Origin of the sequence: Streptomyces sp. NPDC047886 (genome assembly GCF_043204435.1) — a bacterium.
Classification (GTDB): Bacteria; Actinomycetota; Actinomycetes; order Streptomycetales; family Streptomycetaceae; genus Streptomyces.
Genome location: NZ_JBIDCF010000002.1, coordinates 644,360 through 671,359, shown reverse-complemented (window position 1 = coordinate 671,359; position 27,000 = coordinate 644,360). Strand labels below are relative to the sequence as shown.

General features: G+C 70.0%; 22 protein-coding genes. 17 read left to right on the top strand and 5 right to left on the bottom strand.

Annotation, left to right across the window (positions count from 1 at the left end; all coding sequences use genetic code 11):
* The 11 genes from typA to ACGF5U_RS08665 all read left to right on the top strand — a co-directional run bounded on the left by typA (position 1) and on the right by ACGF5U_RS08665 (position 15,186).
* Positions 1–1,908: a translational GTPase TypA gene (gene typA, locus ACGF5U_RS08715; RefSeq protein ID WP_392712441.1), complete on the top strand. Its 1,908-nt coding sequence runs from the start codon at positions 1–3 to the stop codon at positions 1,906–1,908.
* A 930-nt stretch (positions 1,909–2,838) separates the two neighbouring features.
* Positions 2,839–3,876, top strand: coding sequence for an ABC transporter permease (locus ACGF5U_RS08710; protein WP_392712442.1), 1,038 nt, complete (start codon positions 2,839–2,841; stop codon positions 3,874–3,876).
* A 98-nt stretch (positions 3,877–3,974) separates the two neighbouring features.
* Entirely contained in the window at positions 3,975–5,771 is a 1,797-nt protein-coding gene (locus ACGF5U_RS08705; protein WP_392712444.1) for an ABC transporter substrate-binding protein, read from the top strand.
* A 107-nt stretch (positions 5,772–5,878) separates the two neighbouring features.
* Positions 5,879–6,856, top strand: coding sequence for an ABC transporter permease (locus tag ACGF5U_RS08700; RefSeq protein ID WP_392712445.1), 978 nt, complete (start codon positions 5,879–5,881; stop codon positions 6,854–6,856).
* A 10-nt stretch (positions 6,857–6,866) separates the two neighbouring features.
* A complete protein-coding gene (locus tag ACGF5U_RS08695) occupies positions 6,867–7,928 on the top strand; it encodes an ABC transporter ATP-binding protein (RefSeq protein WP_392712447.1) in 1,062 nt (353 codons plus the stop codon).
* 14 nt (positions 7,929–7,942) lie between these two features.
* Positions 7,943–9,058 carry an ABC transporter ATP-binding protein gene (locus ACGF5U_RS08690; RefSeq protein ID WP_392712448.1) on the top strand — a complete coding sequence of 372 codons (1,116 nt, stop codon included), beginning with the start codon at positions 7,943–7,945 and terminating at the stop codon, positions 9,056–9,058.
* 256 nt (positions 9,059–9,314) lie between these two features.
* Positions 9,315–10,934: an ABC transporter substrate-binding protein gene (locus ACGF5U_RS08685; RefSeq protein WP_392712449.1), complete on the top strand. Its 1,620-nt coding sequence runs from the start codon at positions 9,315–9,317 to the stop codon at positions 10,932–10,934.
* A 148-nt stretch (positions 10,935–11,082) separates the two neighbouring features.
* The gene (locus ACGF5U_RS08680; protein WP_392712451.1) at positions 11,083–12,006 is read left to right on the top strand and encodes an ABC transporter permease; all 924 of its coding nucleotides are present in this window, start codon (positions 11,083–11,085) and stop codon (positions 12,004–12,006) included.
* 124 nt (positions 12,007–12,130) lie between these two features.
* On the top strand, positions 12,131–13,081 hold the full coding sequence (locus tag ACGF5U_RS08675) for an ABC transporter permease (protein ID WP_392712659.1): 951 nt from the start codon (positions 12,131–12,133) through the stop codon (positions 13,079–13,081).
* Between the two features lie 13 nt (positions 13,082–13,094).
* Entirely contained in the window at positions 13,095–14,090 is a 996-nt protein-coding gene (locus ACGF5U_RS08670) for an ABC transporter ATP-binding protein (protein WP_392712452.1), read from the top strand.
* On the top strand, positions 14,077–15,186 hold the full coding sequence (locus ACGF5U_RS08665; protein ID WP_392712453.1) for an ABC transporter ATP-binding protein: 1,110 nt from the start codon (positions 14,077–14,079) through the stop codon (positions 15,184–15,186). Before ACGF5U_RS08670 ends, ACGF5U_RS08665 begins: the two co-directional genes overlap by 14 nt.
* Positions 15,187–15,351: 165 nt before the next feature.
* Here ACGF5U_RS08665 and ACGF5U_RS08660 read toward each other — a convergent pair whose 3' ends face one another.
* On the bottom strand, positions 15,352–17,481 hold the full coding sequence (locus ACGF5U_RS08660) for a prolyl oligopeptidase family serine peptidase (RefSeq protein ID WP_392712454.1): 2,130 nt from the start codon (positions 17,479–17,481) through the stop codon (positions 15,352–15,354).
* Positions 17,482–17,639: 158 nt separating this feature from the next.
* Between ACGF5U_RS08660 and ACGF5U_RS08655 the strand changes: the two genes are divergently transcribed.
* From ACGF5U_RS08655 to ACGF5U_RS08640, 4 genes are all read left to right on the top strand, one after another.
* The gene (locus tag ACGF5U_RS08655; RefSeq protein ID WP_392712455.1) at positions 17,640–17,834 is read left to right on the top strand and encodes a hypothetical protein; all 195 of its coding nucleotides are present in this window, start codon (positions 17,640–17,642) and stop codon (positions 17,832–17,834) included.
* Positions 17,835–17,872: 38 nt separating this feature from the next.
* On the top strand, positions 17,873–18,802 hold the full coding sequence (mshB, locus tag ACGF5U_RS08650; protein WP_392712456.1) for an N-acetyl-1-D-myo-inositol-2-amino-2-deoxy-alpha-D-glucopyranoside deacetylase: 930 nt from the start codon (positions 17,873–17,875) through the stop codon (positions 18,800–18,802).
* A complete protein-coding gene (locus ACGF5U_RS08645) occupies positions 18,799–19,197 on the top strand; it encodes a DUF6113 family protein (protein WP_392712457.1) in 399 nt (132 codons plus the stop codon). Before mshB ends, ACGF5U_RS08645 begins: the two co-directional genes overlap by 4 nt.
* A gap of 160 nt (positions 19,198–19,357) precedes the next feature.
* Complete coding sequence (locus ACGF5U_RS08640; RefSeq protein WP_392712458.1) at positions 19,358–21,289, top strand: peptidoglycan binding domain-containing protein; 1,932 nt, start codon at positions 19,358–19,360, stop codon at positions 21,287–21,289.
* Positions 21,290–21,495: 206 nt separating this feature from the next.
* On the opposite strand, the gene ACGF5U_RS08635 is transcribed toward ACGF5U_RS08640, so the two are convergent.
* Entirely contained in the window at positions 21,496–21,720 is a 225-nt protein-coding gene (locus ACGF5U_RS08635) for a hypothetical protein (RefSeq protein ID WP_392712459.1), read from the bottom strand.
* Positions 21,721–21,833: 113 nt separating this feature from the next.
* Between ACGF5U_RS08635 and ACGF5U_RS08630 the strand changes: the two genes are divergently transcribed.
* On the top strand, positions 21,834–22,730 hold the full coding sequence (locus ACGF5U_RS08630; RefSeq protein WP_392712460.1) for a Scr1 family TA system antitoxin-like transcriptional regulator: 897 nt from the start codon (positions 21,834–21,836) through the stop codon (positions 22,728–22,730).
* Entirely contained in the window at positions 22,645–22,929 is a 285-nt protein-coding gene (locus ACGF5U_RS08625; protein ID WP_392712461.1) for a DUF397 domain-containing protein, read from the top strand. Before ACGF5U_RS08630 ends, ACGF5U_RS08625 begins: the two co-directional genes overlap by 86 nt.
* Positions 22,930–22,935: 6 nt before the next feature.
* Here the strand turns inward: ACGF5U_RS08625 and ACGF5U_RS08620 are convergent, their stop codons facing one another.
* From ACGF5U_RS08620 to ACGF5U_RS08610, 3 genes are all read right to left on the bottom strand, one after another.
* Positions 22,936–24,345, bottom strand: a complete 1,410-nt coding sequence (locus ACGF5U_RS08620; RefSeq protein ID WP_392712462.1) for a 4Fe-4S binding protein — start codon at positions 24,343–24,345, stop codon at positions 22,936–22,938.
* A complete protein-coding gene (locus ACGF5U_RS08615) occupies positions 24,342–24,713 on the bottom strand; it encodes a hypothetical protein (protein WP_392712463.1) in 372 nt (123 codons plus the stop codon). The genes ACGF5U_RS08620 and ACGF5U_RS08615 overlap by 4 nt, the downstream gene beginning before the upstream one ends.
* Before the next feature lie 203 nt (positions 24,714–24,916).
* Positions 24,917–26,791, bottom strand: a complete 1,875-nt coding sequence (locus tag ACGF5U_RS08610) for a hypothetical protein (RefSeq protein ID WP_392712464.1) — start codon at positions 26,789–26,791, stop codon at positions 24,917–24,919.
* Between the last annotated feature and the right edge of the window lie 209 nt (positions 26,792–27,000).

Sequence of the window (27,000 nt, the reverse complement as noted above, 5' to 3'; positions counted from 1 at the left end):
ATGCCCACGCGCCACGACATCCGAAACGTCGCCATCGTCGCCCACGTCGACCACGGCAAGACGACCATCGTCGACGCCATGCTCAAGCAGGCCGGTGCCTTCGCCGCCCACCAGCTCGACTCGGTCGACGACCGCATGATGGACTCGAACGACCTGGAGCGTGAGAAGGGCATCACGATCCTCGCCAAGAACACGGCGGTCAAGTACCACCCGAAGGACGGCGGGGCCCCGATCACGATCAACATCATCGACACCCCCGGCCACGCCGACTTCGGTGGTGAGGTCGAGCGAGGTCTGTCGATGGTCGACGGCGTCGTGCTGCTCGTGGACGCCTCCGAGGGCCCGCTGCCGCAGACCCGCTTCGTGCTCCGCAAGGCGCTCCAGCGCCGGATGCCCGTCATCCTCTGCATCAACAAGACGGACCGCCCGGACTCCCGGATCGACGAGGTCGTCAACGAGACCTACGACCTCTTCCTGGACCTGGACGCGGACGAGGAGCAGATCGAGTTCCCCATCGTCTACGCGTGCGGCCGTGACGGCATCGCCTCGCTGACCAAGCCGGAGGACGGCACGGTCCCGGCCGACTCCTCCAACCTGGAGCCGTTCTTCTCCACGATCCTGGAGCACATCCCGGCCCCGGTGTACGACGAGGAGGCCCCGCTCCAGGCCCACGTCACCAACCTGGACGCCGACAACTTCCTCGGCCGCATCGCGCTGCTCCGCGTCGAGCAGGGCGAGCTGCGCAAGGGCCAGACGGTCGCGTGGATCAAGCGCGACGGCACCATCGCCAACGTACGCATCAGCGAGCTGATGATGACCGAGGCGCTCACCCGCAAGCCGGCCGAGGTGGCGGGCCCCGGCGACATCTGCGCCGTCGCCGGTATCCCGGACATCATGATCGGCGAGACGCTGGCCGACCCGGAGAACCCGATCGCGCTGCCGCTGATCACGGTCGACGAGCCGGCGATCTCGATGGTCATCGGTACGAACACCTCGCCGCTGGTCGGCCGTGGCGCCACCGGCAAGGGCGCGGACAACAAGGCGGCCGTCAAGGACCGGAAGGTCACCGCCCGCCAGGTGAAGGACCGCCTGGACCGCGAGCTGGTCGGTAACGTCTCGCTGCGCGTGCTGGACACCGAGCGTCCCGACGCCTGGGAGGTGCAGGGCCGTGGTGAGCTGGCGCTGGCCATCCTGGTCGAGCAGATGCGCCGTGAGGGCTTCGAGCTGACCATCGGCAAGCCGCAGGTGGTCACCAAGGAGGTCGACGGCAAGGTCCACGAGCCGGTCGAGCGCATGACCATCGACGTGCCCGAGGAGCACATGGGCGCCGTCACGCAGCTCATGGGCGTCCGCAAGGGCCGCATGGACAACATGTCCAACCACGGCTCCGGCTGGGTCCGCATGGAGTTCGTCGTGCCGTCCCGCGGCCTCATCGGCTTCCGTACGGAGTTCCTGACGCAGACGCGCGGCACGGGCATCGCCCACTCCATCCACGAGGGCCACGAGCCGTGGTTCGGCACGCTGACGACCCGTAACAACGGCTCGCTGGTCGCCGACCGCTCCGGCGCGGTCACCGCCTTCGCGATGACGAACCTCCAGGAGCGCGGCGTGCTCTTCGTGGAGCCGGGCACCGAGGTGTACGAGGGCATGATCGTCGGCGAGAACTCCCGCTCCGACGACATGGACGTCAACATCACCAAGGAGAAGAAGCTCACCAACATGCGGTCGTCCTCGGCCGATTCCTTCGAGGCGATCGTCCCGCCGCGCAAGCTCTCGCTGGAGCAGTCGCTGGAGTTCTGCCGCGACGACGAGTGCGTCGAGGTGACGCCGGAGGCCGTGCGCATCCGCAAGGTGAACCTGGACGCGCGTGAGCGCGCCCGTTCCGCCTCGCGCGCCAAGCACGGCTGACGGCCCCCGTGTGCCCCCGTCGGGCCGCGTGCGTGCCCCGTGAGGGCGTACGCGCGTCTGACGGGGGCGACGCGGGAGTGACGGCGGTTCACGTACGGCCGGTGCACGGCTGACGCGTGACCGACGGCGCCGAAGGCCGCCGGGTCCGATCCGACCCGGCGGCCTTCGGCGCTTTTTCATGCCCGGAATGCCCCTTTGTTCGGGGTGAATCCGCCCACATCGCCGCGCTGTCCGTCAAGGACTTTTAACCCCGGGAGCGTCCGCATATCGGCCGTCGCTCTCCGGAACATGTGTTAACAGTCCGTTTCGCGGGTGTCTGTCTGTGCTCACTTTGTCTGGATTTCGGTCGCGGGGGTCTGGGCGATGTTGTCAAAACGAGACCCTTTAAGTGTGGTTTACAGCCCGGACGTACTTAATAGTTGGCTCCACTGAGCTCGGGTCGATGGGTCACGCGCTGTGGGGAGCGCCGACTCGCGAGCACACGGGGTACTGCTCCAAGCCGTCAGGGGTGTCGGCTGGATGTCATGTGCCCAACCTTGCAGTGAATACGTGGACTCATGAGGAGGAACCCATGCGCGGTGCCACGAGCGCCAGTGGGGTCGGGTCGTCGCAGATGGCTTGTACGGCCGGTTCGCAGCGCACATCACCCGGTCAGGCCGCCTGCCGCGGTCGGCGATTCTGAGACCCGGTCAACCGCTCGGCTCGCGCTCCTTGGGGGGTAATCCACCCCGACTGACGTTCTTTCCGGCCTGTCGGCCCATGGGTGTACCCGTGGGCGAGCAGGGTCGTGGCCGTACCCTTCGACGGGTGTTCGGCCTGCGCCGGAGGGGCGTCTCGCGGCGGCCATGACGGTGACGAGCGCACACACCGCTCGTCCGTCGAATCGCGCGCAGGATCGCGGGTCACCCGACACCCGTGAATGGACACACCATGACCAGTCCAATTGAGATCGAGGGCTCCGACGCCTCAGTCGCCTTGGACAAAGAGACCACGGCCAAGCCCGAAGAGGCGGAGACCAAGGGACACACCGGCCGGTCGCCCGGCCAGCTGATGTGGGCGCGCTTCAAGCGCGACCGCACGGGCATGATCTCCGCCTGTGTGGTGCTCCTCTACTTCGTCGTCTCGGCCCTGGCGCCGGTGATCTCGGCGGTGTACGGCAAGGACCCGTACACGCTGTACCCGACGCAGCCCGGCTACGAGAACATCCTCGACGACTTCGCCATGCCGGTCGGCTCCTTCGGCGGCATCTCCGGCGAGTTCTGGTTCGGTGTCGAACCGAACCTGGGCCGCGACGTGTTCACCATGCTGCTGTACGGCATGCGGACGTCGCTGTACATGGCCGTCGTGCTGACCGTTCTCAGCGTCGTCACGGGCGTCGTCATCGGCATGGTGGGTGGCTTCTTCGGCGGCAAGGTCGACTACTGGCTGGGCCGTACGACCGACTTCTTCCTCGCCTTCCCGAGCCAGCTGTTCTTCATCGCCTTCATGCCCGTCGTGACCGCGCTGTTCGTGTCGCCGACCGACGAGACCCCGACGTACCTGCGCGCGGTGGCCATCATCCTGGTGATGTGGTTCCTCGGCTGGATGGGTATGGCGCGTCTGGTGCGCAGTTCCGTACTCTCCCTGCGTGAGCGGGAGTTCGTCGAGGCCGCCAAGGTCTCGGGAGCCTCGCGGTGGCGGATCGTCCGCAAGGAGATCCTGCCGAACATCGTGACGCCGATCCTGGTGCAGGGCACCTACATGCTGCCCAGCGCCATCCTCTCGATCGCGTTCCTCTCCTTCGTCGGTGTCGGCTTCGTCGAGCCGACGCCCGACTGGGGCCGCATGTTCGCCATCGGCGCCGAGATCTACGAGCAGGACCCCGCGTTCATGTTCTTCCCGGGACTCGCCCTCGTGGTGTTCGTCCTGGCCTTCAACCTTCTCGGCGACTCGGTACGCGACGCGTTCGACCCCAAGACCGGACGGTGACGTCCACGGGCGGGGGTGGCTGCCGCCCTCGCCCCGGGCAACCGGACGGTAGGCAGCACTTTCTGGACAACAACTCACAGGTAGGTGCAACGAGCATCATGAAGTCCTTCCGATCGCGCTCCGCGCGCGCCATAGTCGTCGGCATCGCTGCCGGCTCCCTGGCGCTGACCGGCTGCTCCAACGACAGCGGCAAGGCCACCAAGGACGACTCGAAGTCCAAGGCGGACGCCGCGGCGCAGTCCAAGCCCGTCCAGTACGGTGACGCCGCTGCCTCCACCGGTCCGGCCAAGGAGGTCGCCGGTGCCAAGCCCGGTGGCTCCATCAACGTGTACATGCAGTCGGACCTGACCCACATGGACCCGGGTCAGATCTACGTCAGCGACGCCGGCCAGTTCGCCAACCTGGTGCACCGCAAGCTGACGAACTACCAGGAGGACGCGCAGGGCAACCTGACGGTCGTCGGTGACATCGCCACCGACTCCGGCAAGTCGTCCGAGGGCGGCAAGGTCTGGACGTACACGCTGAAGGACGGCATCAAGGACGAGGACGGCAACGTCATCACGTCCGCCGACGTCCGCCACTCCATCGAGCGCCTCTACTCCGAGGTCATCTTCGACGGCCCGTCGTTCGTCCAGAGCTGGCTCTCCGGCGACGACTACCGCAAGGCGCTGCCGGACGGCCCCTACAAGGGCAAGCACCTCCCGGACACCGTCCTGGAGACCCCGGACGCCAAGACGGTCGTCTTCAAGTTCAACCAGCCGCGCCCGGACCTGCCGCAGGCCCTCGCCATGGCCGGTTACGCCATCGTGCCCGAGAAGCAGGACACGAAGGAGAAGTACGACAAGGCGCCCAAGGCGCTCGGCCCGTACAAGATCGCCGAGTACAAGTCCGGCAAGTCCCTGAAGCTGGTCAAGAACACCAACTGGGACCCGAAGACCGACTCGGTGCGTCACCAGTACGTCGACGGCTACAACTTCACCACCACGATCGACCAGGCCAGCCAGACCAAGCGTCTGATCGCCGACCAGGGTGACGCCAAGAACGCCATCCAGTTCACGGACTCGGTCGAGCCGGCCCAGATCAAGGACGTGGTGACGGACCCGAAGGTCAACAAGCGCACCATCAAGGGCTACCAGCCCTACGTGTGGCAGCTGACCTTCAACCTGGACCGCATCAAGGACAAGAAGGTCCGCGACGCGATCACCTACGCCATCCCGAACGCCCGCATGATCCAGGCCGACGGTGGCAAGTACGGCGGTGAGCTGGCCGGTGGCCTGTTCGCCCCGACCCTGCCGGGCTACGACCCGAGCTACGACCCGTTCGGCAAGTCCAAGAAGCCCAACGGCGACCCGGAGAAGGCCAAGGAGCTGCTGAAGGAGGCGGGCGTCAAGCAGGGCACCAAGCTGACCTACGCCTACTCCAACACCCCGCGTGGCCAGAAGCAGTCCGTCATCATCAAGGACGCGCTCAACGCGATCGGCTTCGACGTCCAGGCCAAGGAGATCGAGCGCGCGAGCTACTACGAGCAGATCGGCAAGGTCAAGAACCAGTTCGACCTGTACATGACCGGTTGGGGCCAGGACTGGTCCTCCCCGTCCACGGTCGTCACCCCGGTCTACGACGGCACGCTGATCTCTGACGGTGCCTCGAACTACTCCCACATCAACGACCCCAAGGTCAACGCCCTCATCAAGGAGGCCCTGACCCTGGAGCCGCAGGCGGCTGCCAAGAAGTGGGAAGAGGCGCACCACCGCATCGTCGAGGAGATCAACCCGGCCGCCCCGGTGTACTACTCGAAGCAGCTCCAGCTCTTCGGTTCCAACATCGGCGGTGCCCGCTACAGCACCAACTCCAGCTACATCAACATCAACGAGCTGTACCTGAAGCAGCCGTAACACCGGATCTCGGCTGACCCGTGGGGGTGCGCGCCAGGCGGAGCGCACCCCCACGGGCCCTCGAACCCCTCACCGCCCGCCGCTTCCGAAGAGAGCAGCCGCCCGCCATGCTTCAGTTCCTCATCCGCAGGTTGACCGGCGCCGCCGTGATCATGTTCTTGATCGGCGCCTTCACGTTCTTCCTGTTCTACACAATCCCCCAGGACTTCGCCGCCCTCTCCTGTGGCAAGAACTGCTCGCCGGAGAACCTGGCCGTCATCCGGGCGAACCTCGGACTCGACGAGCCGATCACCACCCAGTTCTGGACCTTCATGGTCGGTATCGTGGCCGGCCGGGACTTCGCCCTCGGCCACTGTGCGGCCCCGTGCCTCGGGGTCTCCTTCGGCTCCAACGAGTTCGTCTGGTCCTCGATCGTCGACCGCTTCCCGCTGACGCTGTCGCTGACCGTCGGCGGCCTCATCATCTTCCTGGTGCTGGGCCTCGGCTCGGGTCTGCTCGCCGCCTGGAAGCGCGGCACCGCCCTCGACAAGGCCGTCAGCGGCGCGTCGATGGTGCTCAGCTCGTTCCAGATCTACTTCCTGGGGCCGATCGTCCTTGGCATCTTCGTCTACAGCACCGGCTGGATGGAGAACCCCAAGTACGTTCCGTTCATGGAAGACCCGATCGGCTGGGCCGTCGGTCTGCTGATCCCCTGGCTCGTGATGGCCACGATCTTCACCGCGCAGTACACGCGTATGTCCCGCTCCACGATGATCGAGCAGCTCCAGGAGGAGCACGTCCGCACCGCGCGCGCCAAGGGCATGCGCCAGCGCTACGTCTTCTTCCGCTACGCCTGGCGCGGCTCGCTGACCCCGATCGTCACCATCATCGGTATGGACCTCAGCGCCCTGCTCGCGGGCGCGGTCGTCACCGAGTTCACCTTCGACCTGGCCGGTATCGGCCGGCTCGCGGTCGAGGCATCGCTGACCAAGGACCTCCCGCTGACGATGGGCGTCATGCTGTTCGGAGCCTTCTTCATCCTGCTCCTGAACATCGTCGTGGACCTCGCCTACGCCTACATCGACCCGCGCGTGCGCCTCGCCTAGGAGAACGACCGTGACCACAATGACCAAGACCGAAGACACACCGGCCCCGACCGGGCCGGAGGCCTTCCTCTCGGTCCGCGACCTGCGGGTGCGGTTCTCCACCGAGGACGGCATCGTCAAGGCGGTCGACGGCCTCTCCTTCGACGTCGAGCGTGGCAAGACGCTGGGCATCGTCGGTGAGTCGGGCTCCGGCAAGTCCGTCACCAACCTGACCGTGCTCGGCCTGCACAACCGCAAGACCACCGACATCCAGGGTGAGATCATCCTGGACGGCCAGGAGCTGACCGGGGCCCCCGAGAAGGAGATGGAGAAGCTTCGCGGCAACAAGGTCGCGATGATCTTCCAGGACCCGCTGACGGCGCTCTCGCCGTACTACACGGTGGGCCGGCAGCTCTCCGAGCCGTACATGAAGCACATGGGCGCCTCCAAGAAGGAGGCGAAGGCACGGGCCATCGAGATGCTCGACAAGGTCGGCATCCCGCAGCCCGCCGTCCGCTTCAACGACTACCCGCACCAGTTCTCCGGCGGTATGCGCCAGCGCGCCATGATCGCCATGGCCCTGATGTGCGACCCCGACCTGCTCATCGCCGACGAGCCGACCACGGCCCTCGACGTGACCGTGCAGGCGCAGATCCTGGACCTGCTCAAGGACCTCCAGCAGGAGTTCGGGTCGGCGATCGTCTTCATCACCCACGACCTGGGCGTCATCGCCAACATGGCCGACGACCTCCTCGTGATGTACGCCGGCCGCGCCGTGGAGCGCGGCAGCGTCCGCGAGGTGCTCCGGGCCCCGCAGCACCCCTACACCTGGGGTCTGCTGAGCTCGATGCCGCGTCTGGGCGGTGACACCAGCGAGGCGCTCGTGCCGATCCCCGGCTCCCCGCCCAGCCTGCTCAACCCGCCCACCGGCTGCCCCTTCCACCCGCGCTGCGCCTTCACCGACCAGGTGACCGGCGGCCGGTGCTCGGGCGAGCGGCCGCTGCTGGCGGACGGGCGCGCCGCTGCCTGCCACCTCTCCGGTGAGCAGAAGCAGACCATCTTCATCGATCAGATCAAGCCCCGGCTGGGCTAGGGAGACGCAGAGACATGAGCGAGAACGTCACTCTGCCGCAGCAGCAGGGTTCCTCAGGAGCCGTCGACCGGGGCGAGCCCCTGCTCACCGTCGAGGGCCTGACCAAGCACTTCCCCATCTACGGCGGTTTCCCGTTCAAGCGGCAGGTCGGGGCCGTCAAGGCCGTCGACGGTGTCGACCTGACGATGTACCCGGGCGAGAGCCTCGGCCTCGTCGGCGAGTCCGGCTGCGGCAAGTCCACCACCGGCCGGCTGATCACCAAGCTGATGGACCCGACCGGTGGAAAGATCACCTACGCCGGTCATGACATCACGCACGCCGGCCGCAGGAAGATGGCGCCGATCCGGTCCGAGATCCAGATGATCTTCCAGGACCCGTACTCGTCGCTGAACCCCCGCCAGACCGTGGGCTCCATCATCAAGAGCCCGATGGAGGTCAACGGCATCAACCCGCCCGGCGGCCGGGAGGCGCGGGTGCGTGAGCTCCTGGAGACCGTGGGTCTGAACCCGGAGCACTACAACCGCTTCCCGCACGAGTTCTCGGGCGGCCAGCGGCAGCGCATCGGTGTCGCGCGGGCGCTCGCCCTGGAGCCGAAGCTGATCGTCGCTGACGAGCCGGTCTCCGCGCTCGACGTGTCGATCCAGGCGCAGGTCGTGAACCTGCTCCAGAAGGTCCAGGAAGAGCTGGGCATCGCGTTCCTGTTCATCGCGCACGACCTCGCGGTCGTCCGGCACTTCTCGCAGCGCGTGGCCGTCATGTACCTGGGCAAGGTCATGGAGGTCGCCGACCGCGACTCGCTGTACAACCGGCCCCGCCACCCGTACACGCACGCGCTGCTGTCCGCGGTGCCCGAGGCGAACGTGGACTCGGGCCAGCGCGAGCGGATCCGGCTCTCCGGCGACGTGCCGTCGCCGATCAACCCGCCGAGCGGCTGCCGCTTCCGCACCCGCTGCTGGAAGGCGCAGGACAAGTGCGCCACGGAGGAGCCGCCGCTGGTCCAGCTGTCGGGCAACGCCGCCGGCCACCTCACGGCGTGCCACTTCCCTGAGGAGCCGACCACCGAGCGGCACGGCGCGGACATCGTCCTCGACCCGGCGCTCGCGGCGCTGGAGGGCGACGACCACCGCTAGCCGGACGAGACCGGCCGTCAGCTCCGGAGAAGAGCGGACCGAGGGCCCCCTGCCACTGGCGGGGGGCCCTCGGCGTTCTTCCGTCCGGCGGTCCGGCGGTCCGGCGGTCCGGCGGCCCGGTGCGACCGCCGGGTGACACGTCGCCCCCTACGGACGCGATGGACGTGCGGCCTGACCGTTATGAGGTGATATTTGGGCCTAAGTGAGACGTGGGCCGGGTGAGCCCCGGGAACTCGGGAACGACAGGAGGCACTCCATGCGCGGAGCCACGCACGCCAAGTGGGCCGTATGCGCGGTCGCCGTCGCCCTCGCGGCGACCGCCTGCGGCGGTGGCGGTGGCGACGGCGGAGGCGACGGGATCGTCCGTTCCTCCTGGGGCGACCCGCAGAACCCGCTGGAGCCGGCCAACACCAACGAGGTCCAGGGCGGCAAGGTCCTCGACATGGTCTTCCGGGGCCTCAAGAAGTACGACCCGGAGACCGGTGAGGCCGAGGACATGGTCGCCGAGAAGATCGAGACGACCGACTCGCAGAACTTCACCGTCACGCTCAAGGACGGCTGGACCTTCAGCAACGGCGAGAAGGTCACCGCCAAGTCCTTCGTGGACGCCTGGAACTACGCCGCCCACATCGACAACAAGCAGAACAACGCCCCCTTCTTCGCCGACATCGTCGGGTACGACGAGGTCCACCCGGACGCCGGGGCCGCCAAGGCCAAGACGATGAGCGGACTGGTCGTCAAGGACGAGCGGACGTTCACGGTCGCCCTGAAGGACGAGTTCTCGACCTGGCCGGAGACCCTCGGCTACCAGGCGTTCATGCCCCTGCCCCGGGCGTTCTTCACCGACTACGACGCCTGGCTGAACAAGCCCGTCGGCAACGGCCCGTACACCATCGAGTCGTACGCCAAGGGCAGCAGCATGAAGCTGCGCAAGTGGGAGGAGTACGACGGACCCGACAAGGCCCAGAACGCCGGCGTCGACCTCAACGTCTACACCGACAACAACACCGCCTACACCGACCTGATGGCCGGCAACCTGGATCTCGTCGACGACATCCCGGCCCAGCAGCTGAAGAACGTCAAGAACGACCTCGGCGACCGCTACATCAACCAGCCCGCCCTGATCATCCAGACGCTGGTCTTCCCGATGTACCGGCCCGAGTGGAACAAGCCCGGCATGGAGAAGGTCCGCCTCGGCCTGTCCAAGGCGATCAACCGCGACGAGATCACCCGGCAGATCTTCCAGGAGACCCGCACCCCCGCCAAGGACTGGACGTCCCCGGCGCTCGGTGACACCGGCGGCTACAAGGACGTGTGCGGCGACGCCTGCGGGTTCGACGCGGCTGAGGCGAAGCGGCTGATCGAGGAGGGCGGCGGCCTGCCCGGCGGCAAGGTGACGCTCACCTCCAACGTGGACACCGGCTCGCACCGCCAGTGGATGGACGCCGTCTGCAACAGCGTCAACAACGTCCTCGGCAAGGGCCCCGTCTGCACCGTGAACCCCGTCGGGACCTTCGCCGACTTCCGCAACCAGGTCACCACGGACAAGATGACCGGCCCGTTCCGCTCCGGCTGGCAGGCGGACTACCCGCTCATCCAGAACTTCCTCGAACCGCTCTACTACACCGGCGGCTCCTCCAACAACGGCAAGTTCAGCGACAGGCGGTTCGACTCCCTCGTGGACCGGGCCAACGCGGAGAGCGACCAGGCCGAGGCGGTGAAGCTCTTCCAGGAGGCGGAGCAGATCCTGGCCGAGCAGATGCCCGCCATTCCGCTCTGGTACCAGAACGGCAGCGCCGGCTACTCCGAGCGGCTCTCCGACGTGGCCCTGAACCAGTTCAGCGTCCCCGTCTACGACCAGATCAAGGTCGGCTGACACCCCGCCCGCCGACACCCGTCCCGCGGTACTCCGCCCGACGGCACGCGTTCGCCGGCACCCCCGCTCGCCGACACCCCCGCGCCCGGCCGTCCGGCTCCCCGCCCCTCGGAGCCGGACGGCCGTCCGTACCACCCCGGGAGGCCCCATGGGACGCTATGTGATCCGGCGGCTGCTCCAGATGATCCCCGTGTTCATCGGCAGCACGCTCCTGATCTTCATCATGGTGTACGCGCTCGGCGACCCGGTCGCCGCGCTCTTCGGCGACAAGGCCCCCGACCCCGCCACGGCCGCCCGCATCCGCAAGGACCTCCACCTCGACCAGCCCCTGTGGAAGCAGTACCTCCTCTACATGGGCGCCATCTTCCAGGGCGACTTCGGGACCGCCTTCAACGGACAGCGGGTCACCGAACTGATGGGCTCCGCGTTCCCCGTGACGCTGCGGCTGACCGTGGTGGCCATCGCCATCGAGATCGTCGTCGGCATCACCCTCGGCGTCATCAGCGGCCTCAAGCGCGGCCGCCCCCTCGACACCGGCCTGCTGGTCCTCACGCTGATCGTCATCTCCGTCCCCACCTTCGTCTCCGGCTACCTCCTCCAGTTCCTCCTGGGCGTGAAATGGGGGATCGTCCGCCCCTCGGTCTCCTCCGAAGCCCCGTTCGACGAACTGCTCCTGCCGGGCGCCGTCCTCGCCCTGGTCTCCCTCGCCTACGTCACCCGGCTCAGCCGCACCTCCATCGCCGAGAACGTCCGCGCCGACTACGTCCGCACCGCCATCGCCAAGGGCCTGCCGCGCCGCCGGGTCGTCACCCGCCACCTGCTGCGCAACTCCCTCATCCCGGTCGTCACGTTCATCGGCGCCGACGTCGGCGCCCTGATGGGCGGAGCCATCGTCACCGAGCGCATCTTCAACATCCACGGCGTCGGCTACCAGCTCTACCAGGGCATCCTGCGCAACAACTCGCCCACGGTCGTGGGGTTCGTGACGATCCTCGTGATCGTCTTCCTGGTGGCCAACCTGCTCGTCGACCTGCTGTACGCGGTCCTGGACCCGAGGATCCGGTATGCCTGAGCCGACCGACCCCAAGGACCCGAAGGACCCCGACGGGCTGCGCGACCCGAACGACCCGCACAGCCCGTACGAGCCCTACGACAACCCCCGCGAAGCGATCGCACCGACCGGCGCGGGCGGCGCCATGGACCTCGCCATGAGTGAAGCCGAGACGCTCGACAAGCGACCCGACCCCGCACCCGACGAGACCGGCGCGGGCGGCCACGACGCCCCCGGCGGCCCCGGCGGCCGGCCCCGCAGCCTGTGGACCGACGCCTGGCACCAGCTGCGCCGCAACCCCGTCTTCATCGTCTCCTCGCTGCTCATCCTCTTCCTGGTGCTGATCGCGGTCTGGCCGCAGATCCTGACCAGCGCGGACCCGCTGCAGTGCGATCTGTCCAAGTCGCAGCAGGGCTCCGCGCCCGGCCACCCCTTCGGCTACGACACCCAGGGCTGCGACGTGTACACGCGCACCGTCCACGGGGCCCGCGCCTCCATCACGGTCGGCGTGGCCGCCACCCTCGGCGCCGCCCTGCTGGGCAGCCTCCTCGGCGGGCTCGCCGGGTTCTTCGGCGGCTGGAGCGACGCGCTGCTCTCCCGTACCGCCGACATCTTCTTCGGCATCCCCGTGGTCCTCGGCGGACTGGTGTTCCTGTCCGTCGTCACCAGCACCACCGTGTGGCCGGTGGTCGGCTTCATCGTGCTGCTCGGCTGGCCGCAGATCGCCCGTATCGCCCGGGGCTCCGTCATCACCGCCAAGCAGCACGACTACGTCCAGGCGGCCCGCTCCCTCGGCGCCGGCGGCGGACGCCTGCTCCTGCGGCACGTCGGCCCCAACGCGATCGCGCCCGTGATCGTCGTCGCGACCATCGCCCTCGGCACCTACATCTCGCTGGAGGCCACGCTGTCCTTCCTGGGCGTCGGCCTGCGGCCGCCGACCGTCTCCTGGGGCATCGACATCTCCAACGCCGCCCCGCAGATCCGCAACGCCCCGCACATGCTGCTGTGGCCCGCGGGCGCCCTGAGCGTCACCGTGCTCGCGTTCATCATGCTCGGCGACGCCGTCCGCGACGCCCTCGACCCCAAACTGCGCTGAGGAGCCCGCTGCCATGCTGCTCGAAGTGCGTGACCTCCACGTCGAGTTCCACACCCGCGACGGCGTCGCCAAGGCCGTCAACGGGGTCACCTACGCGGTCGGCGAGGGCGAGACGCTGGCCGTGCTCGGCGAGTCCGGCTCCGGCAAGTCCGTCACCGCCCAGGCGATCATGGGCATCCTCGACATGCCGCCGGGGCGGATCACCGGCGGTGAGATCGTCTTCCAGGGCCGTGACCTGCTGGCCCTCAAGGAGGACGAGCGGCGCAAGGTCCGCGGCGCCGAGATGGCGATGATCTTCCAGGACGCGCTCTCCGCGCTGAACCCCGTCCTCACGGTCGGCGACCAGCTCGGCGAGATGTTCACCGTCCACCGGGGCATGTCGAAGAAGGACGCCCGCGCGAAGGCCGTCGAACTGATCGACCGCGTCCGCATCCCCGCCGCCACCGAGCGCGTCCGGCAGTATCCGCACCAGTTCAGCGGCGGCATGCGCCAGCGGATCATGATCGCGATGGCGATGGCGCTCGAACCCGCCCTGATCATCGCGGACGAGCCCACCACCGCCCTCGACGTCACCGTCCAGGCCCAGATCATGGAACTGCTCGCCGAGCTCCAGCGGGAGCTGCGCATGGGCCTCATCCTGATCACCCACGACCTCGGCGTCGTCGCCGACGTGGCCGACCGGATCGCCGTCATGTACGCCGGGAAGATCGTGGAGACCTCCCCCGTCCACGACATCTACAAGGCGCCCGCCCACCCCTACACCCAGGGCCTGCTGGACTCGATCCCGCGCCTGGACCAGAAGGGCCAGGAGCTGTACGCCATCAAGGGCCTCCCGCCGAACCTGATGGCGATCCCCTCCGGCTGCCCCTTCCACCCGCGCTGCCCCCGCGCCCGGGACGTGTGCCGGACCGACGTGCCCCCGCTGTACGAGGTGTCGGCGACGCGCGGCAGCGCCTGCCACTTCTGGCAGGAGACGATCGACAAGGAGCCCGTCCGTGCCGCACGCTGAGACCGCCGCCCTGGACAAGCCCTCACCCCCGGACGCGGAGCCGATCCTGGAGGTCCGCGAGCTCGTCAAGCACTACCCGCTGACCCGGGGCGTCCTCTTCAAGCGGCAGATCGGCGCGGTCAAGGCCGTCGACGGCGTCTCCTTCGCGCTGCGCCCCGGCGAGACCCTCGGCATCGTGGGCGAGTCGGGCTGCGGCAAGTCCACGGTCGCGAAGACGCTGGTGAACCTGGAACGGCCGACGTCCGGGCAGATCCTCTACAAGGGCGAGGACATCACCGGACTGTCCGGGCGGGCGCTGAAGGCGGTGCGCCGCAACATCCAGATGGTGTTCCAGGACCCGTACACCTCGCTCAACCCCCGGATGACGGTCGGCGACATCATCGGCGAGCCCTACGACATCCACCCCGAGGTGGCGCCCAAGGGCGACCGCCGGCGCCGGGTCCAGGAGCTGCTGGACGTCGTGGGCCTGAACCCCGAGTACATCAACCGGTACCCGCACCAGTTCTCCGGCGGCCAGCGCCAGCGCATCGGCATCGCCCGGGGGCTCGCGCTCCAGCCGGAGATCATCGTCGCGGACGAGCCGGTCTCCGCGCTCGACGTCTCCGTCCAGGCCCAGGTCGTCAACCTGCTGGAGCGCCTGCAGGACGAGTTCGGTCTCTCGTACGTCTTCATCGCGCACGACCTGTCGATCGTCCGCCACATCTCCGACCGGGTGGGCGTGATGTACCTCGGGCGGATCGTGGAGACCGGCACCGACAGCGAGATCTACGACCACCCCACCCACCCGTACACCCAGGCGCTGCTGTCGGCGGTACCCGTCCCGGACCCGGCGGTCAGGGACCGGCGCGAACGCATCCTGCTCTCCGGTGACGTGCCGTCCCCGGCGAACCCGCCCTCCGGCTGCCGCTTCCGCACCCGCTGCTGGAAGGCCCGGGAGCGCTGCGCCCTGGAGGTACCGCTCCTGGCGGTCCCGGCGGTGTTCCGTGAGGTGGACAGCCCGGCCCGGCACGACTCGGCGTGCCACTTCGCGGAGGAGCTGCGGGTGATCCCCGGCGACACGGAGGGCCGGATCGGGAGGGTCACCCCCGACAAATGAGGTGAATGCGCCTCAATTCCGTTAACACGTACGACACTCGGCCGACCCCGTACCGATATACGGACACGCCACTCTGAGCAGCGTACGGCCGTGCGGGTGCCGTGGACCGGCCGGGGGGCGTCATGCCACCCCGGCCGGTCGTCTTCCCCCGGTTCCGGCGCGCCCCTACTTCAGCTCCAGCGACCGCTTCAGGAACTCGACCTGGAGCAGCAGCATGTTCTCGGCGACCTGCTCTTGCGGGGTCATATGCGTGACCCCTGACAGCGGGAGCACCTCATGGGGGCGCCCGGCGGCCAGCAGGGCCGAGGACAGCCGCAGGGTGTGTGCCATCACCACATTGTCGTCACTCAGACCATGGATGATCATCATGGGCCTGGCCGGGTTCTCCGGTGCGACCAGCCCGTCGTCCCACACCAGCGAGTTCGCCTCGTACACCTCGGGCGCGTCCTGCGGCAGCCCGAGGTACCGCTCGGTGTAGTGCGTGTCGTACAGCCGCTGGTCGGTCACCGGCGCCCCCACCACCGCCGCGTGGAAGACGTCGGGGCGCCGCAGCACCGCCATCGCCGCGAGGAACCCGCCGTACGACCAACCGCGGATCGCCACCCGCCCCAGGTCGAGCGGGAACCGGTCCGCCAGCCCCTCCAGGGCGGCCACCTGGTCGTCCAGCGTCAGCGTGAGCCGCCCCGCGACCGCCTTCTCCCACGCGGGCGAGCGCCCCGGCGTGCCCCGCCCGTCCGCGACGACCACCGCGAAGCCCTGGTCGGCGAACCACTGGGACGTCAGATGCGGATTGTGCGCGGCCACCACCCGCTGGCCGTGCGGACCGCCGTACGGGTCCATCAGCACCGGCAGCGGCCCGTCGCCCTCGGCGTGGTCCCGGGGCAGCAGCACCGCGCACGGGATCCGCAGCGCGGTCGACGCGGTGAGCGTCAGGCGCGGCGACAGCGGCGGCCGCTCCGCGTGCGAGGCGACCGTGGCCACGGTCTCGCCGTCCCGGAGCACCCGCACGCTCGTCCCCGGAGCGTCCGGCCGCGCCGACGCCAGCAGGGTCACGCGCCCGGAGCGCACCGCCGTGTGGACGCCCGGCCCCTCGGAGATCCGCTCCACGCCCAGCTCGTTGACCCGGTACACATGGATCTCGCCAATCTCGGCGTCGGCCGCCTCCTCACCCGCCGAGGCCGAGACCAGTACGTCGCCCTCGCCCACGTCCAGGACCGCCCGTACGTGCAACTGCCCGCCCGTGAGCGGCCGGTCGCCGACGGCGAGCACCCGGGCGCCGCCCTCGTCCGCGATCCGTACGAGCCGCCCGTCCGGCGCCCACGCCGGGGCGCCCGGCATCGGCTCCAGCCACACGGCGTCCTCGTCGACATGGACCGTACGGGTCGACCCGGTCTCCGTGTCCACCGCCAGGTACAGCTGCGTGCGCTGGTCCCGTGCCTGCACCAGCAGCAGCGGGGCACCCGCCGACGACCAGTGCACCCGCGCCAGATAGGGGTACCGCGTCCGGTCCCACACGACCTCCGTACGGGCCCCGTCGGCCGTTCCCACCAGGAACAGCCGTACCTCCGCGTTGGCGCCGCCCGCCGCCGGGTACGCCACCTCCGCCGGCTCCCGGTCCGGATGCGCGGGGTCCGGGATCCACCAGCGTCCCACGGGGGCGTTGTCGACCCGGGCCACCAGCAGCCGGTCCGAACCGGGCGACCACCAGAAGCCGCGCGACCGGCCCATCTCCTCGGCTGCGATGAACTCGGCGAGCCCGTACGTGACGTCGTCGCCGTCCGGCTCGGCCAGCACCCGGTCACCGTCGCCCTCGGCCCCCGTCACCCGCAGGGCGCCCTTCGCCACGTACGCCACGTGCCGCCCGTCCGGCGAAGGACGCGGGTCGATCACCGGGCCCCGGGCCGGCAGCCTGCGCGCCGTCCCGGCCCGCAGCTCCGCCGTGTACAGCCGCCCCGACAGCGCGAACGCCGCCAACTCGACCGCGTCGTCCACCGCGTACCCGACGATGCCGCCCGACCCCTCCCGGCTGCGCTCACGCCGGGCCCGCTCCTCCGGCGGCAGTTCCTCCTCCGCGCCGCCGAGGAGGGCGTCGGGATCCGCGGCGAGCCGCTCGCGGACCTCTCCCTCCAGGTCGAGCACCCACAGCTGGTTGGTGCGCCGCGTCCCGGTCGGGGAGCGCAGGAACACGACCCTGGAGCCGTCCGGTGAGACGGTGAACGAGCGGGGTGCGCCGAGGGTGAAGCGCTGCGTCCTGGCGTACTGGCGGGGGAAGGAGAACTGCTGCCGCGAGGTCATGTGACCGAAACTAGCGGCTGTGCGCCCCCCAATGCTGCCGTGCACCGATCGATGCCCGGGAACGGATAGTTATGATCCGTAGCGCAAGGTGGGTATGAACCTCCTGGCACATGCGCGCTGCCCGTTCCCGACCGACAGATGTATGGAGGTGAACCGCCGTGGCACTCTCGATTTCGGCGGTGGTGCTGCTGGCGATCGTCGTCTTCCTTCTCATCCGGAAATCCGGGCTGAAGGCCGGGCACGCGGTGGTCTGCATGCTGCTCGGCTTCTACCTCGCGAGCTCCTCCATCGCCCCCACGGTCAGCCAGCTGACGACCAGCGTGGCGGGCATGATCGGCAACTTCAAGTTCTGACGCGACCTCGCTCGGGCACGACCTCGTAGGGTGTGCGTATGACGGAACTGCCCGCCCGTCGTCTCCTCCTGGTGCACGCGCACCCCGACGACGAGTCGATCAACAACGGCGCCACCATGGCCAAGTACGCGGCCGAGGGTGCCCAGGTCACCCTGGTGACCTGTACACGCGGCGAGGAGGGCGAGGTCATTCCCGCCGGTCTCGCCCATCTCGCACCGGACCGGGACGACCGGCTCGGACCGTACCGCGTCGGCGAACTCGCCGCCGCGATGAAGGAGCTGGGCGTCACCGACCACCGGTTCCTCGGCGGGCCCGGCCGCTTCCGCGACTCCGGCATGATGGGCGTCCCGCAGAACGACCGCGACGGCGCCTTCTGGGGCACCGACGTGGACGAGGCGGCACCGCACCTGGTCGAGGTGATCCGCGAGGTGCGGCCGCAGGTGCTCGTGACGTACGACCCCGACGGCGGGTACGGACACCCGGACCACATCCAGGCCCACCGCGTCGCGACGCGCGCCGCCGAGCTGGCCGCCGACCCGGCGTACGAGCCCGGCCTCGGCGCCCCGCACGCCATCGCGAAGATCTACTGGAACCGGGTCCCGCGCACGGTCGCCGATGAGGGGTTCGCGCGGCTGCGCGCTGCGGGCGGCCTGTCGTTCCCGGGCATCGCCGACATCGCGGACGTCCCGGGCGTCGTGCCCGACGCGCGGGTGACGGCCGAGATCGACGGCACGGCCTACGCGGACCGCAAGGCCGCCGCGATGGCAGCGCACGCCACCCAGATCGTCGTGGACGGGGACTTCTTCGCGCTCTCCAACCACCTCGGCCAGCCCGTCTTCGTACGCGAGTACTACGAGCTGGTGCGGGGCGAGTCCGGGGCCCCCGAGGGCGAGCGCGAGCACGACCTCTTCGCGGGCGTCGACACGACCGCCGGCACCACCGGGGCGCCGACGGGAGCGGCGTCATGAGCGGCGGCGGCCCCGGGGCCTGGCTCGCCCGTCCGCCGAAGCCTCCCCGGGCGGGCCGGGTCGCCGCGTACCTCGGGCTCGCGGTGCTCGGCCTGCTGGTCGGCGTCGCGGGCGCGCTCGTCCAAGGCGGCTGGTTCCCCGGCGGGTTGCTGCTCGCCCTCGCCGCGACGGCCGGACTGTTCTACGGCGGGCTGCGTGCCACCGGTACGCAGCTGGGCGTGGTCGCGCCCGGCGCCGGCTGGCTCGTCGCCGTCGTGTTCCTCAGCTTCGGCCGGGGCGAGGGCGACAAGGTCTTCTGGGGCGGACTGTCCGAATTGGTGTACCTGCTGGGCGGCATGGCCATCGCTGTGATGTCGGCCACGATGTCCCACCCGCCGCAACGGGACGGCCGGTAGCCCCCACTTGGCGCGTGACGTGCCCCGACTTCGGCCGTAATGCCCGCTCATGGTGGACCGGTCGCCCGCTACGCGCCGACGGCGGCCAGTATGGTGGTGCGCGCCGCCGGACGCCCGTAGGTGCAAGAGCGGGCGGCGGAGCCAACCGGGAGAACCTGCTTTGAGTCGTGAAACTGACAGTTCGTCCTCCGGCCCGCAGGGGCGCGGCGGGGCCGCGTACCCCTCGGGAACACCGCCGTACGGCACGCCTGTGCGCCAGGAGGCCGCAGGGCCCGCCGTGGAACCGGACGAGCCGAAGACCGAGACCACGCTGACCACCCGCATCCGGATCAACATCCCCGGGTCGCGGCCGATCCCCCCGGTCGTCGTGCGCAAGCCGGTCGGCGAGGCCGACGCGGCGGCGGCGACCGGTGCGGACGAGCGGCCGAAGCCCGAGGGCGGAACCGAGCGCACCGGCAGCACCCCGCGCCCGCAGGCGCAGGCGCAGGCCCAGGCCCCGGCGGCCCCGGCCGAGCCGCAGGCGCCGGAGAAGCCCACCAGCGACTGGTTCGCCCCGCGCAAGGCGCCCGCGCCGAGCCCGCCCGCGGCCACCGCGCCCGCCCCCGCCGCGCCCCCCGCCCCCGCGCCCGGCGCGCCGGGCCCCCAGGGCGCCCCGCAGGGCGGTCACGCCGCTCCGGGCGCTCAGGGCGCTCAGGGCGAGGCCGGGCCCCAGGACGGCCGGGCAGGACAGGGCACCTCGGCCATGCCGTACTTCTCGGACGCCCCGCAGCAGCCGTCAGGCCCGACGACGGGCCCCATGACGGGCGGCAGCGCGCTGTCCAAGATCTCCGCCGCCGCTCCCCAGCCACCGCGCATGTCCGACGATACGGCCGTCCTCACCCCGCAGAACCCGGCCGCCCAGCCGCCCGTACAGCCTCCGCCGCAGGTCTCGGGTGACACCCTGACCAGCGGAATCCCCGTGGTCCCCGCGGACCACCGCGCCGCGCCATCGCCGTTCCCGATGTCCGGCCCGGCGCAGGTGGCGTCGGAGCACGTCGACGCGTTCGACGACCCCGACCCGTACGCCCCGGCAACCGGCCCGCAGACGCCCGCGCCCGCCCCCGAGCCGGCACGCGCGGCCGCGCCCGCCCCGAGGGCCAAGAAGAAGGGCCGCTCCAAACTGGTCCTGCTGGGCGTCGGCCTGGTCACCGCCCTGGGCATCGCGTACGGCGCCGGTCTGCTGATGAACCAGTCCGACGTACCCAAGGGCACGACGGTCCTGGGCGTCGACATCGGCGGCGGTACGAAGGAAGAGGCCGTCCAGAAGCTGGACGCCGCCCTCGGCAAGCGCGCCACGACCCCGCTGCGCCTCAGCGTCGGCGGCGTGGAGCACGAGATGGCCCCGGACAAGGCGGGCCTGTCCCTGGACAGCCAGGAGACCGTACGGGCCGCCGCGGGCAGCGACTACAACCCCATGTCCGTGATCGGCTCCCTGTTCGGCGGCGAGCGGATCGCCCAGCCGAAGATCCCCGTGGACGAGGAGAAGCTCAGCGTCGCCCTGGCCGACCTGGCGGGCAGCTCCGGCTCCGCCACCGACGGCACGATCAGGTTCGAGCCCGGCAAGGTCACCGCCGTACCCGGCAGGCCCGGCCGGTCGCTGGACGTCGCCCGTTCGATGATCTCGGTCCGCGACGCCTACCGCGCCCAGGTCGAGACCGGCCGGTCGAAGGTCGTGGAACTGCCCATCGCGACGCAGCAGCCCACCATCACGCAGGCGGAGCTGGACCGGGCGATGCGGGAGTTCGCGAAGCCCGCGATGTCCGACCTGATCACGATCAAGGCGGGCGGCAAGCAGATCCAGTTCGGCCCCCAGCGGTCCCTGCCGAAGATCCTCTCGATGAAGCCGATCGACGGCCGGCTCGTCGAGGTCTACGACAAGAAGGCCATAGAGGAGCTCCTGGACGGCGTCTTCGACGGCATCAAGATCACCAAGGGTGACGGCAAGCAGTACCAGGTCTCGGCCGACGACGTCGCCAGCGCCATGCAGAAGGCCCTCCTCGGCAAGACCCCGGCGGAGCGCACGGTCACGATCGAGCTGAACCCCCAGGGCTGACCCCCGGGCCGGAACCACGCCTCACGGGGCCGCACGCGACACCCGCGTGCGGCCCCGCGGCGTTCACCGCACCGGTCGGGCACACCGCGCACACGCACACGGTGGGTAACGGAGGGGCCACTTCTCCACCACGGCACCCGGCCGGGGCCGTACCGCCGTGACCGGCCCCCACGTACGCCCGCCGTCGCGCGACACCCGGATCGTCATCACCACCGCCCCCCGTACCGCCGCCGCTGCCGGTCGAGCCAGAACTCGATCTCCGCCGCCTCCGCCGTAGAGGCCGCCCGCAGGTCACAGGCGCGCACGCTCGCCACGAAGTGCACGAACCTGACGCGCCGCCAGTCGCCCTCCACCCCCAGTACCTTGCCCGGCCCGTAGACGTCGGTGCCCGTGTGCGCCACGAAGGCGCCGGGCGGGTGCGAGTTGTCCATGACGGAGATTCCTTCGCTCTCTGTGGCGTACCGCTCACACAGTGACGTCGGCGGGGCTACGCTCGGTAGGGGTTCGCATGTGACAACGTGCATGTCGCGAAGGGGAGTTGCGGATGGCCATCGAGGACAACCCGGAGTCCCGGGTGCGGTACGGCGAAGAGCTCAAGAGCCGCCGGGAAGCGGCCGGGCTCACGCAGGAGGAACTGGGGGAGCGCGCGATCATCTCCCGCTCGCTGATCGCCCACTTCGAAGCGGGCCGCCGCAGGCCGACCCCGGAGGACGCGAAGCGCCTTGACCAGGCGCTGGGGGCGGGCGGGTTCTTCGAGCGGTTCAGGCCGTCGCTGGACGAGCGTCAAGTGGCAGAGCACTTCCAGACAGCCAAGGAGTTCGAGCAGCAGGCCACGGAGATCCGCGAGTTCGCCAGCACACTGGTGCCTGGAATCCTTCAAACCGAGGCGTACATGCGAGCCCTGTACCGGTACGCCGTCCCCCGGATGACGGACGAGGAGTGTGACGAGGCTGTTGTCACACGCATCGGGCGAGCGCGCATCCTCGACAACCCCCAGTCGCCCGTGGTGTGGATTCTGATGGACGAGGCTGTGTTGCGGCGCAAGGTCGGCGGCCCGGTAGTGATGGCAGAACAGCTCTGGCATATCGTGGAGTTGGGCGAGCGGCACCGCGTCCGCGTGCACCTTCTTCCCTTCGGTCTTGGAGCCCATGCGCTACAGGAAGGGATGCTCTCGCTGATGCGGTTCAAGGAGCTACCGCCGGTTGCCTACGTGGAAGGCTGGAAGACGGGGAAGGTCTGGGACCTCCTGTCCCGCGTGGAGCAGGGGTTCGCTGCTTACGATCTTGCCTTGGGCGACGCACTGTCGCACCAGCGGTCGCTGGACCTCATCAGGTCCGTAGCAGAGGGATACGAGCATGAAGCGCAGCGAGCACAGCATCCCGGACGCGTCGATTCTTCCGCTGTGGCGCAAGTCGAGCTACAGCGGCGCGAACGAGGGTAGCTGCCTCGAAGTAAGCGACGCCTGGCGCAAGTCCAGCTACAGCGGCGGCAGCAGCGGTGACTGCCTCGAAGTGAACGACGCCTGCACCGGTCACGTCCCCGTCAGGGACAGCAAGAACCCCACCGGCCCCGCCGTGGTGTTCGGACCGTCCGCGTGGACGTCCTTCGTCGGGGCCGTGAAGGCGGACCGGCTGCCCTGACGGGGGTCACATGCGCATGGCCATCGGGAGCGCGAACAGGTAGACGTTGAACGCGCCGAAGACGACGAGCAGGACGGCGTACGGGGCGAGGGTGGCCGCCACGCGGGGGGAGCGCCGCTCGGCGGGGCCGCGGGCGATGCGCCAGGCGGTGTACGCCGAGCCCGCGACGCCGAGGACGACGACGGCGTACTGGAGTACCTGGATCGTGCCGGTCGGGACGAACGCGGCCGAGGTGCCGTGGGAGTCGTGGCCCAGGGCGGTCAGCGCGGTGTAGAAGACCGACTTGCCCTCGGCCAGCAGGTGGAACAGGTTGTGCGCGATGTGGCCGGCGACGTCGAGCGGGATGAGGGCGTAGCCGAACCGGGCGAAGTTCTGCCAGGCCGTACGGCCGGCCGTACGCGACGCGATGAGGGACGCGAGGGCCAGCAGCGCGGCGGGGGCGGCGATGGCGACGGCGAACGCGGCGGTGAAGATGACCGGGTAGCTGGTGACGCCGAAGGTGCGGGAGATCCAGTCGAGGATCTCGTCCCAGACCTGGAGCATCGTGATGTTCTGGATGAACACGATGCCCATGATCGCGACGGCGAGGAACGACTCGTCGATCTTCGGCTTGCGGATGAACCACAGTTCCTTCGTCGGTGGGCGAAGGGTGATGCTGATCGCGTCCTGGGGGCAGTTCTTGACGCAGTTGGCGCACAGGTTGCAGTTGGCCGACGAGTCCATGGTGCGGGGGAACTCGAACAGCGGGCACGGGGGAGCGGCGTCGCCGCCGTTGAAGCAGGCCGCCCGTGAGGTGCAGGTGGCGCAGATGGCGGGGTCGGCGCGGAGGGCGACGGCGCCCGCGCGGGCGTAGTTGCCGGAGAGGCCGCCGAGGAAGCACAGGTACCGGCAGAAGGTCCGGCGGGTGAAGAACGCGCCCGAGACGACCACGGCGGTGATCAGCAGCAGGAGCAGCATCCCGGTTCCCCAGGGGGACTCCACGATGCCGAAGACATGATCCGCCCAGGTGATGGCGATGAACTGGGCGTCGATGATCCAGATGCCGTAGCGCTTGAGGAAGCGGGGCACCGGGCGGTTGACGCCCACCAGCCGCTGGACGAGGTCGGACAGTTTGCCGAACGGGCAGACGGCGCACCAGGCGCGGCCGACGGCGATGAACACGATCGGGATCAGCGGCCACCAGAGCACCCAGACGAGGGCGGTGCCGAGGTTGTCGTGGGCGGAGTCGGGGCCGGCGAGGAGCTGGTACACGACGACGGCGAACACGGCGATGGCGGCCCACTGCAGGGCGCCGGGGTACCAGCGGCTGCGGAGGGCGGCGGCCACGGGCCGGTAGGAGAGCAGGTCGCGGCCGGTGCGCTCCGACTGGTCGGACCGTTCGCCGAGGGTGTCGCCGTCGGGCGGTGCGGCGGTCATCGGGTCTGCCCCCGGTCGCCGGTGCGGGGACGGGGACGGGGGTGGGCGGCGGCCCGGGTCCGGGAACGGCGGCGGACGACCGCCGCGGAGGCCAGGACACCGGCGTTGACCGCGCCGAAGGCGCCGAGGACCGCCGCGCGTGGGCGTTCGGTCTCCGTGCCGCCCTCGCCGGAGTGCCCGGAGTGCCCGGAGTGGCCCTCCGCCGGGGTTTCCGTACCCCCGCCTGAGTGATCATGTTCGGCGGGGGCCGTGGGCTTCGGGAAGTCGAAGGGCGGCTCGTCATGGGCGTGGGCGGCGGACGTACTGATCAGCGCGATCACCGGCGCCGCCAGCGACGCCACGACGATACGGCTGAGGGTGGGTCTCACGGCGCGCACCCTCCTTTCGAGGACGGTTCGCCCGATGGTGCACCGCCGCCACCGGCCGGGGGACGGGCCGACCGTCCCCACGACCGTCCCCCGCCCCCCGCCACCTCACCGCCCGTACGGCGAGCCCACCCGGACCTGGCGCCGACCCCGTGCCGTGTGCTGGCCCGGCCCCCGGGTACCGCCGGGGCCGGGTCCGCCGCGCGTCAGGCCACGCAGCCGTCGCGGGTGCAGGTGGCGGAGGCCACCGGGGTGGCGGGCACGGTCGAGTCGCTGGTCGCGTAGTAGGTGACCTTGACACTGGTCGCGCCGCCGAGGTTCACGACCTGCGGGCCGAAGGGCCGGTCGCCGACGGAGCAGTAGAGGCTCGACGTGCCCCGGTTGGTGGTGCCGACGGCCTCGAAGGCCACGTAACGGCACCCGCTGGCGACATGGTTGTTGCCCTCGAAGACGACGGAGCCCTCGCGCCAGGTCAGCGACCCCTTGGTCACGCTGTTCCCGTAGGACAGCTGGAACTGGGTGACCGGCTCCCGGGGGGCCGTGACGCAACCGCCGCTCCGTGTGCAGACCAGGTTGTTCTTCGTCGCGTACGTCTTCCCGCCGTCGCCGGAGACCCAGTACGTCACCCGGACGCTGTCCGCCGCGATGTCGAGAAGCTGCCCCGCGAAGGGAGCCGTGTCGCCCGGCACGGACCCGGGGCACAGCGGACTGCTGCTGCCGCGCCTGGTCGTTCCGTCGGCGGCCGTGGCGGTGACCTCGACGAAGCGGCAGCCGCTGTAGACCCGGTGGGTGCCCTTGTAGGTCAGCGATCCGGCGTTCCACTGGAGGTGTCCGTAGGCGAGACTGCTGCCGTACGCCATCTCGAACTGGCTGATGTCGGGGTAGGCCACCTGCGGGCGGAGCGCGGAGACCGACACCATGTCGAACACGCCCCAGTAGTCGGAGCCGAACTGGTTCGTCGGCTCCTGGGTCTGGGTGTTCACGTGGGTGAAGGCCTCGACGCCCACCCAGCCCTGGAAGCGCCCGGAGTCGTCGATGACCTGGAGCATCGGCCGGGGGTGGGAGTTGTCGTCGTAGCACTGGGCGCCCTGGGCGAGGGCCTGGCACCAGTACTCCTCCGTGTTGCGCCGGCCGCCGCCGACCTGGCCGATGTACCGGACGCGGTCGGTGTCCGCGGCGGAGCAGCTGGTGCCGGGCTGGAGGTAGCCGATGCACTCGGCGGTCAGGCACTTCCGCCACGGGTCACGCGGGTTGTTGCCCGCCGTGCCGCCGAACGTCCAGTCGCCGCCCGCGCCTTCGCGGCCGACGATGTGGCTCGCCGTGTCGGAGCCGTTCATCTTCAGGTCCTTGGCGACCACGAAGGCGCCCCGGTAGCGCTCCGCGTTGTAGCGCGGGTCGTCGCGCAGCTGGTCCATGGAGGCGCGGCTCGTGCCGTCGAGCGGGGCGTTGCTGCCGTACCCGATGCCGAAGGTGGCGGTGTAGTTCGAGAACCCGTTCGCGCCGGACTCGGGGATCACCACGTTCGTGGCGCTCGTGGTCGTGTAGGCGCCGTAGTAGGTCGGGCTGGTGATGCGGGCGACACCGCCGTCGGCGAGCCCGGTCTCCACGTTCCAGTACTCGGTCAGGGGCTTGAGGAGCGCGCTCCCCGCGGCGTTCTTCGTCCAGTGCACGGTCAGCCGGTCGCCCACCAGCTCGTAGGTGCCCGTGAAGCCGCCCTGCGGGGAGTTCTGGAAGCCCGCGACGGTCCTGATCGGACACTGGGGGACGTTCCCGCCGCAGTCGGCCGTCATGACGTTCTGCCGACGGGGCCGGTCCTGCTGGTTCCACGCCCAGTAGGTGGTGGTGACCGTGCCGTCCGTGCCGAACACGTAGTACCCGAGCCGGACCCAGTTGCGGTAGCTGTTCCGGTCAGGGGTGTTCAGACCGCCGACCGAGACGACCCAGTTCGTCTTGCCTCCCGGCGGTGCGACGACCGCCTGGGCCGGGCCCGTGGACGCGACCATCGAGGCCAGGACCATGAGCGCGCCGAGCAGCGCGCCGGTGAGTCTTCTGAAAGCGCGGGCATGCGCGTGGTGGTGCATCGTCCCCTCCCTGCGTTTCCGGATCCGGCCCGGAAAGCCGTCGCTCCGTCATGAAGCGCCGGCGTGCAGCTTACGGAGCGGCACGCGGGCGGCTGCGGCCCCGGGTGGCAGTGGCCGTGGGCGGCAGCGGCCGCGAGCTGCAGTGGCCACGGGCGTTGCTCAGACTGCCGTGACGCCCGCGTCGATCAACGCAGGGGCCGGGAGGGCCG

Bases quoted from the DNA above. Each gene is read 5' to 3' on its own strand.
- ACGF5U_RS08625 (WP_392712461.1), top strand. From the start codon at position 22,645: ATGAAGCGCAGCGAGCACAGCATCCCGGACGCGTCGATTCTTCCGCTG.
- ACGF5U_RS08630 (WP_392712460.1), top strand. From the start codon at position 21,834: ATGGCCATCGAGGACAACCCGGAGTCCCGGGTGCGGTACGGCGAAGAG.
- ACGF5U_RS08645 (WP_392712457.1), top strand. From the start codon at position 18,799: ATGAGCGGCGGCGGCCCCGGGGCCTGGCTCGCCCGTCCGCCGAAGCCT.
- ACGF5U_RS08700 (WP_392712445.1), top strand. From the start codon at position 5,879: ATGCTTCAGTTCCTCATCCGCAGGTTGACCGGCGCCGCCGTGATCATG.
- typA (WP_392712441.1), top strand. From the start codon at position 1: ATGCCCACGCGCCACGACATCCGAAACGTCGCCATCGTCGCCCACGTC.
- ACGF5U_RS08635 (WP_392712459.1), bottom strand. From the start codon at position 21,720: ATGGACAACTCGCACCCGCCCGGCGCCTTCGTGGCGCACACGGGCACC.
- ACGF5U_RS08685 (WP_392712449.1), top strand. From the start codon at position 9,315: ATGCGCGGAGCCACGCACGCCAAGTGGGCCGTATGCGCGGTCGCCGTC.
- mshB (WP_392712456.1), top strand. From the start codon at position 17,873: ATGACGGAACTGCCCGCCCGTCGTCTCCTCCTGGTGCACGCGCACCCC.
- ACGF5U_RS08660 (WP_392712454.1), bottom strand. From the start codon at position 17,481: ATGACCTCGCGGCAGCAGTTCTCCTTCCCCCGCCAGTACGCCAGGACG.
- ACGF5U_RS08675 (WP_392712659.1), top strand. From the start codon at position 12,131: ATGGACCTCGCCATGAGTGAAGCCGAGACGCTCGACAAGCGACCCGAC.
- ACGF5U_RS08680 (WP_392712451.1), top strand. From the start codon at position 11,083: ATGGGACGCTATGTGATCCGGCGGCTGCTCCAGATGATCCCCGTGTTC.
- ACGF5U_RS08690 (WP_392712448.1), top strand. From the start codon at position 7,943: ATGAGCGAGAACGTCACTCTGCCGCAGCAGCAGGGTTCCTCAGGAGCC.
- ACGF5U_RS08705 (WP_392712444.1), top strand. From the start codon at position 3,975: ATGAAGTCCTTCCGATCGCGCTCCGCGCGCGCCATAGTCGTCGGCATC.
- ACGF5U_RS08670 (WP_392712452.1), top strand. From the start codon at position 13,095: ATGCTGCTCGAAGTGCGTGACCTCCACGTCGAGTTCCACACCCGCGAC.
- ACGF5U_RS08620 (WP_392712462.1), bottom strand. From the start codon at position 24,345: ATGACCGCCGCACCGCCCGACGGCGACACCCTCGGCGAACGGTCCGAC.
- ACGF5U_RS08710 (WP_392712442.1), top strand. From the start codon at position 2,839: ATGACCAGTCCAATTGAGATCGAGGGCTCCGACGCCTCAGTCGCCTTG.
- ACGF5U_RS08610 (WP_392712464.1), bottom strand. From the start codon at position 26,791: ATGCACCACCACGCGCATGCCCGCGCTTTCAGAAGACTCACCGGCGCG.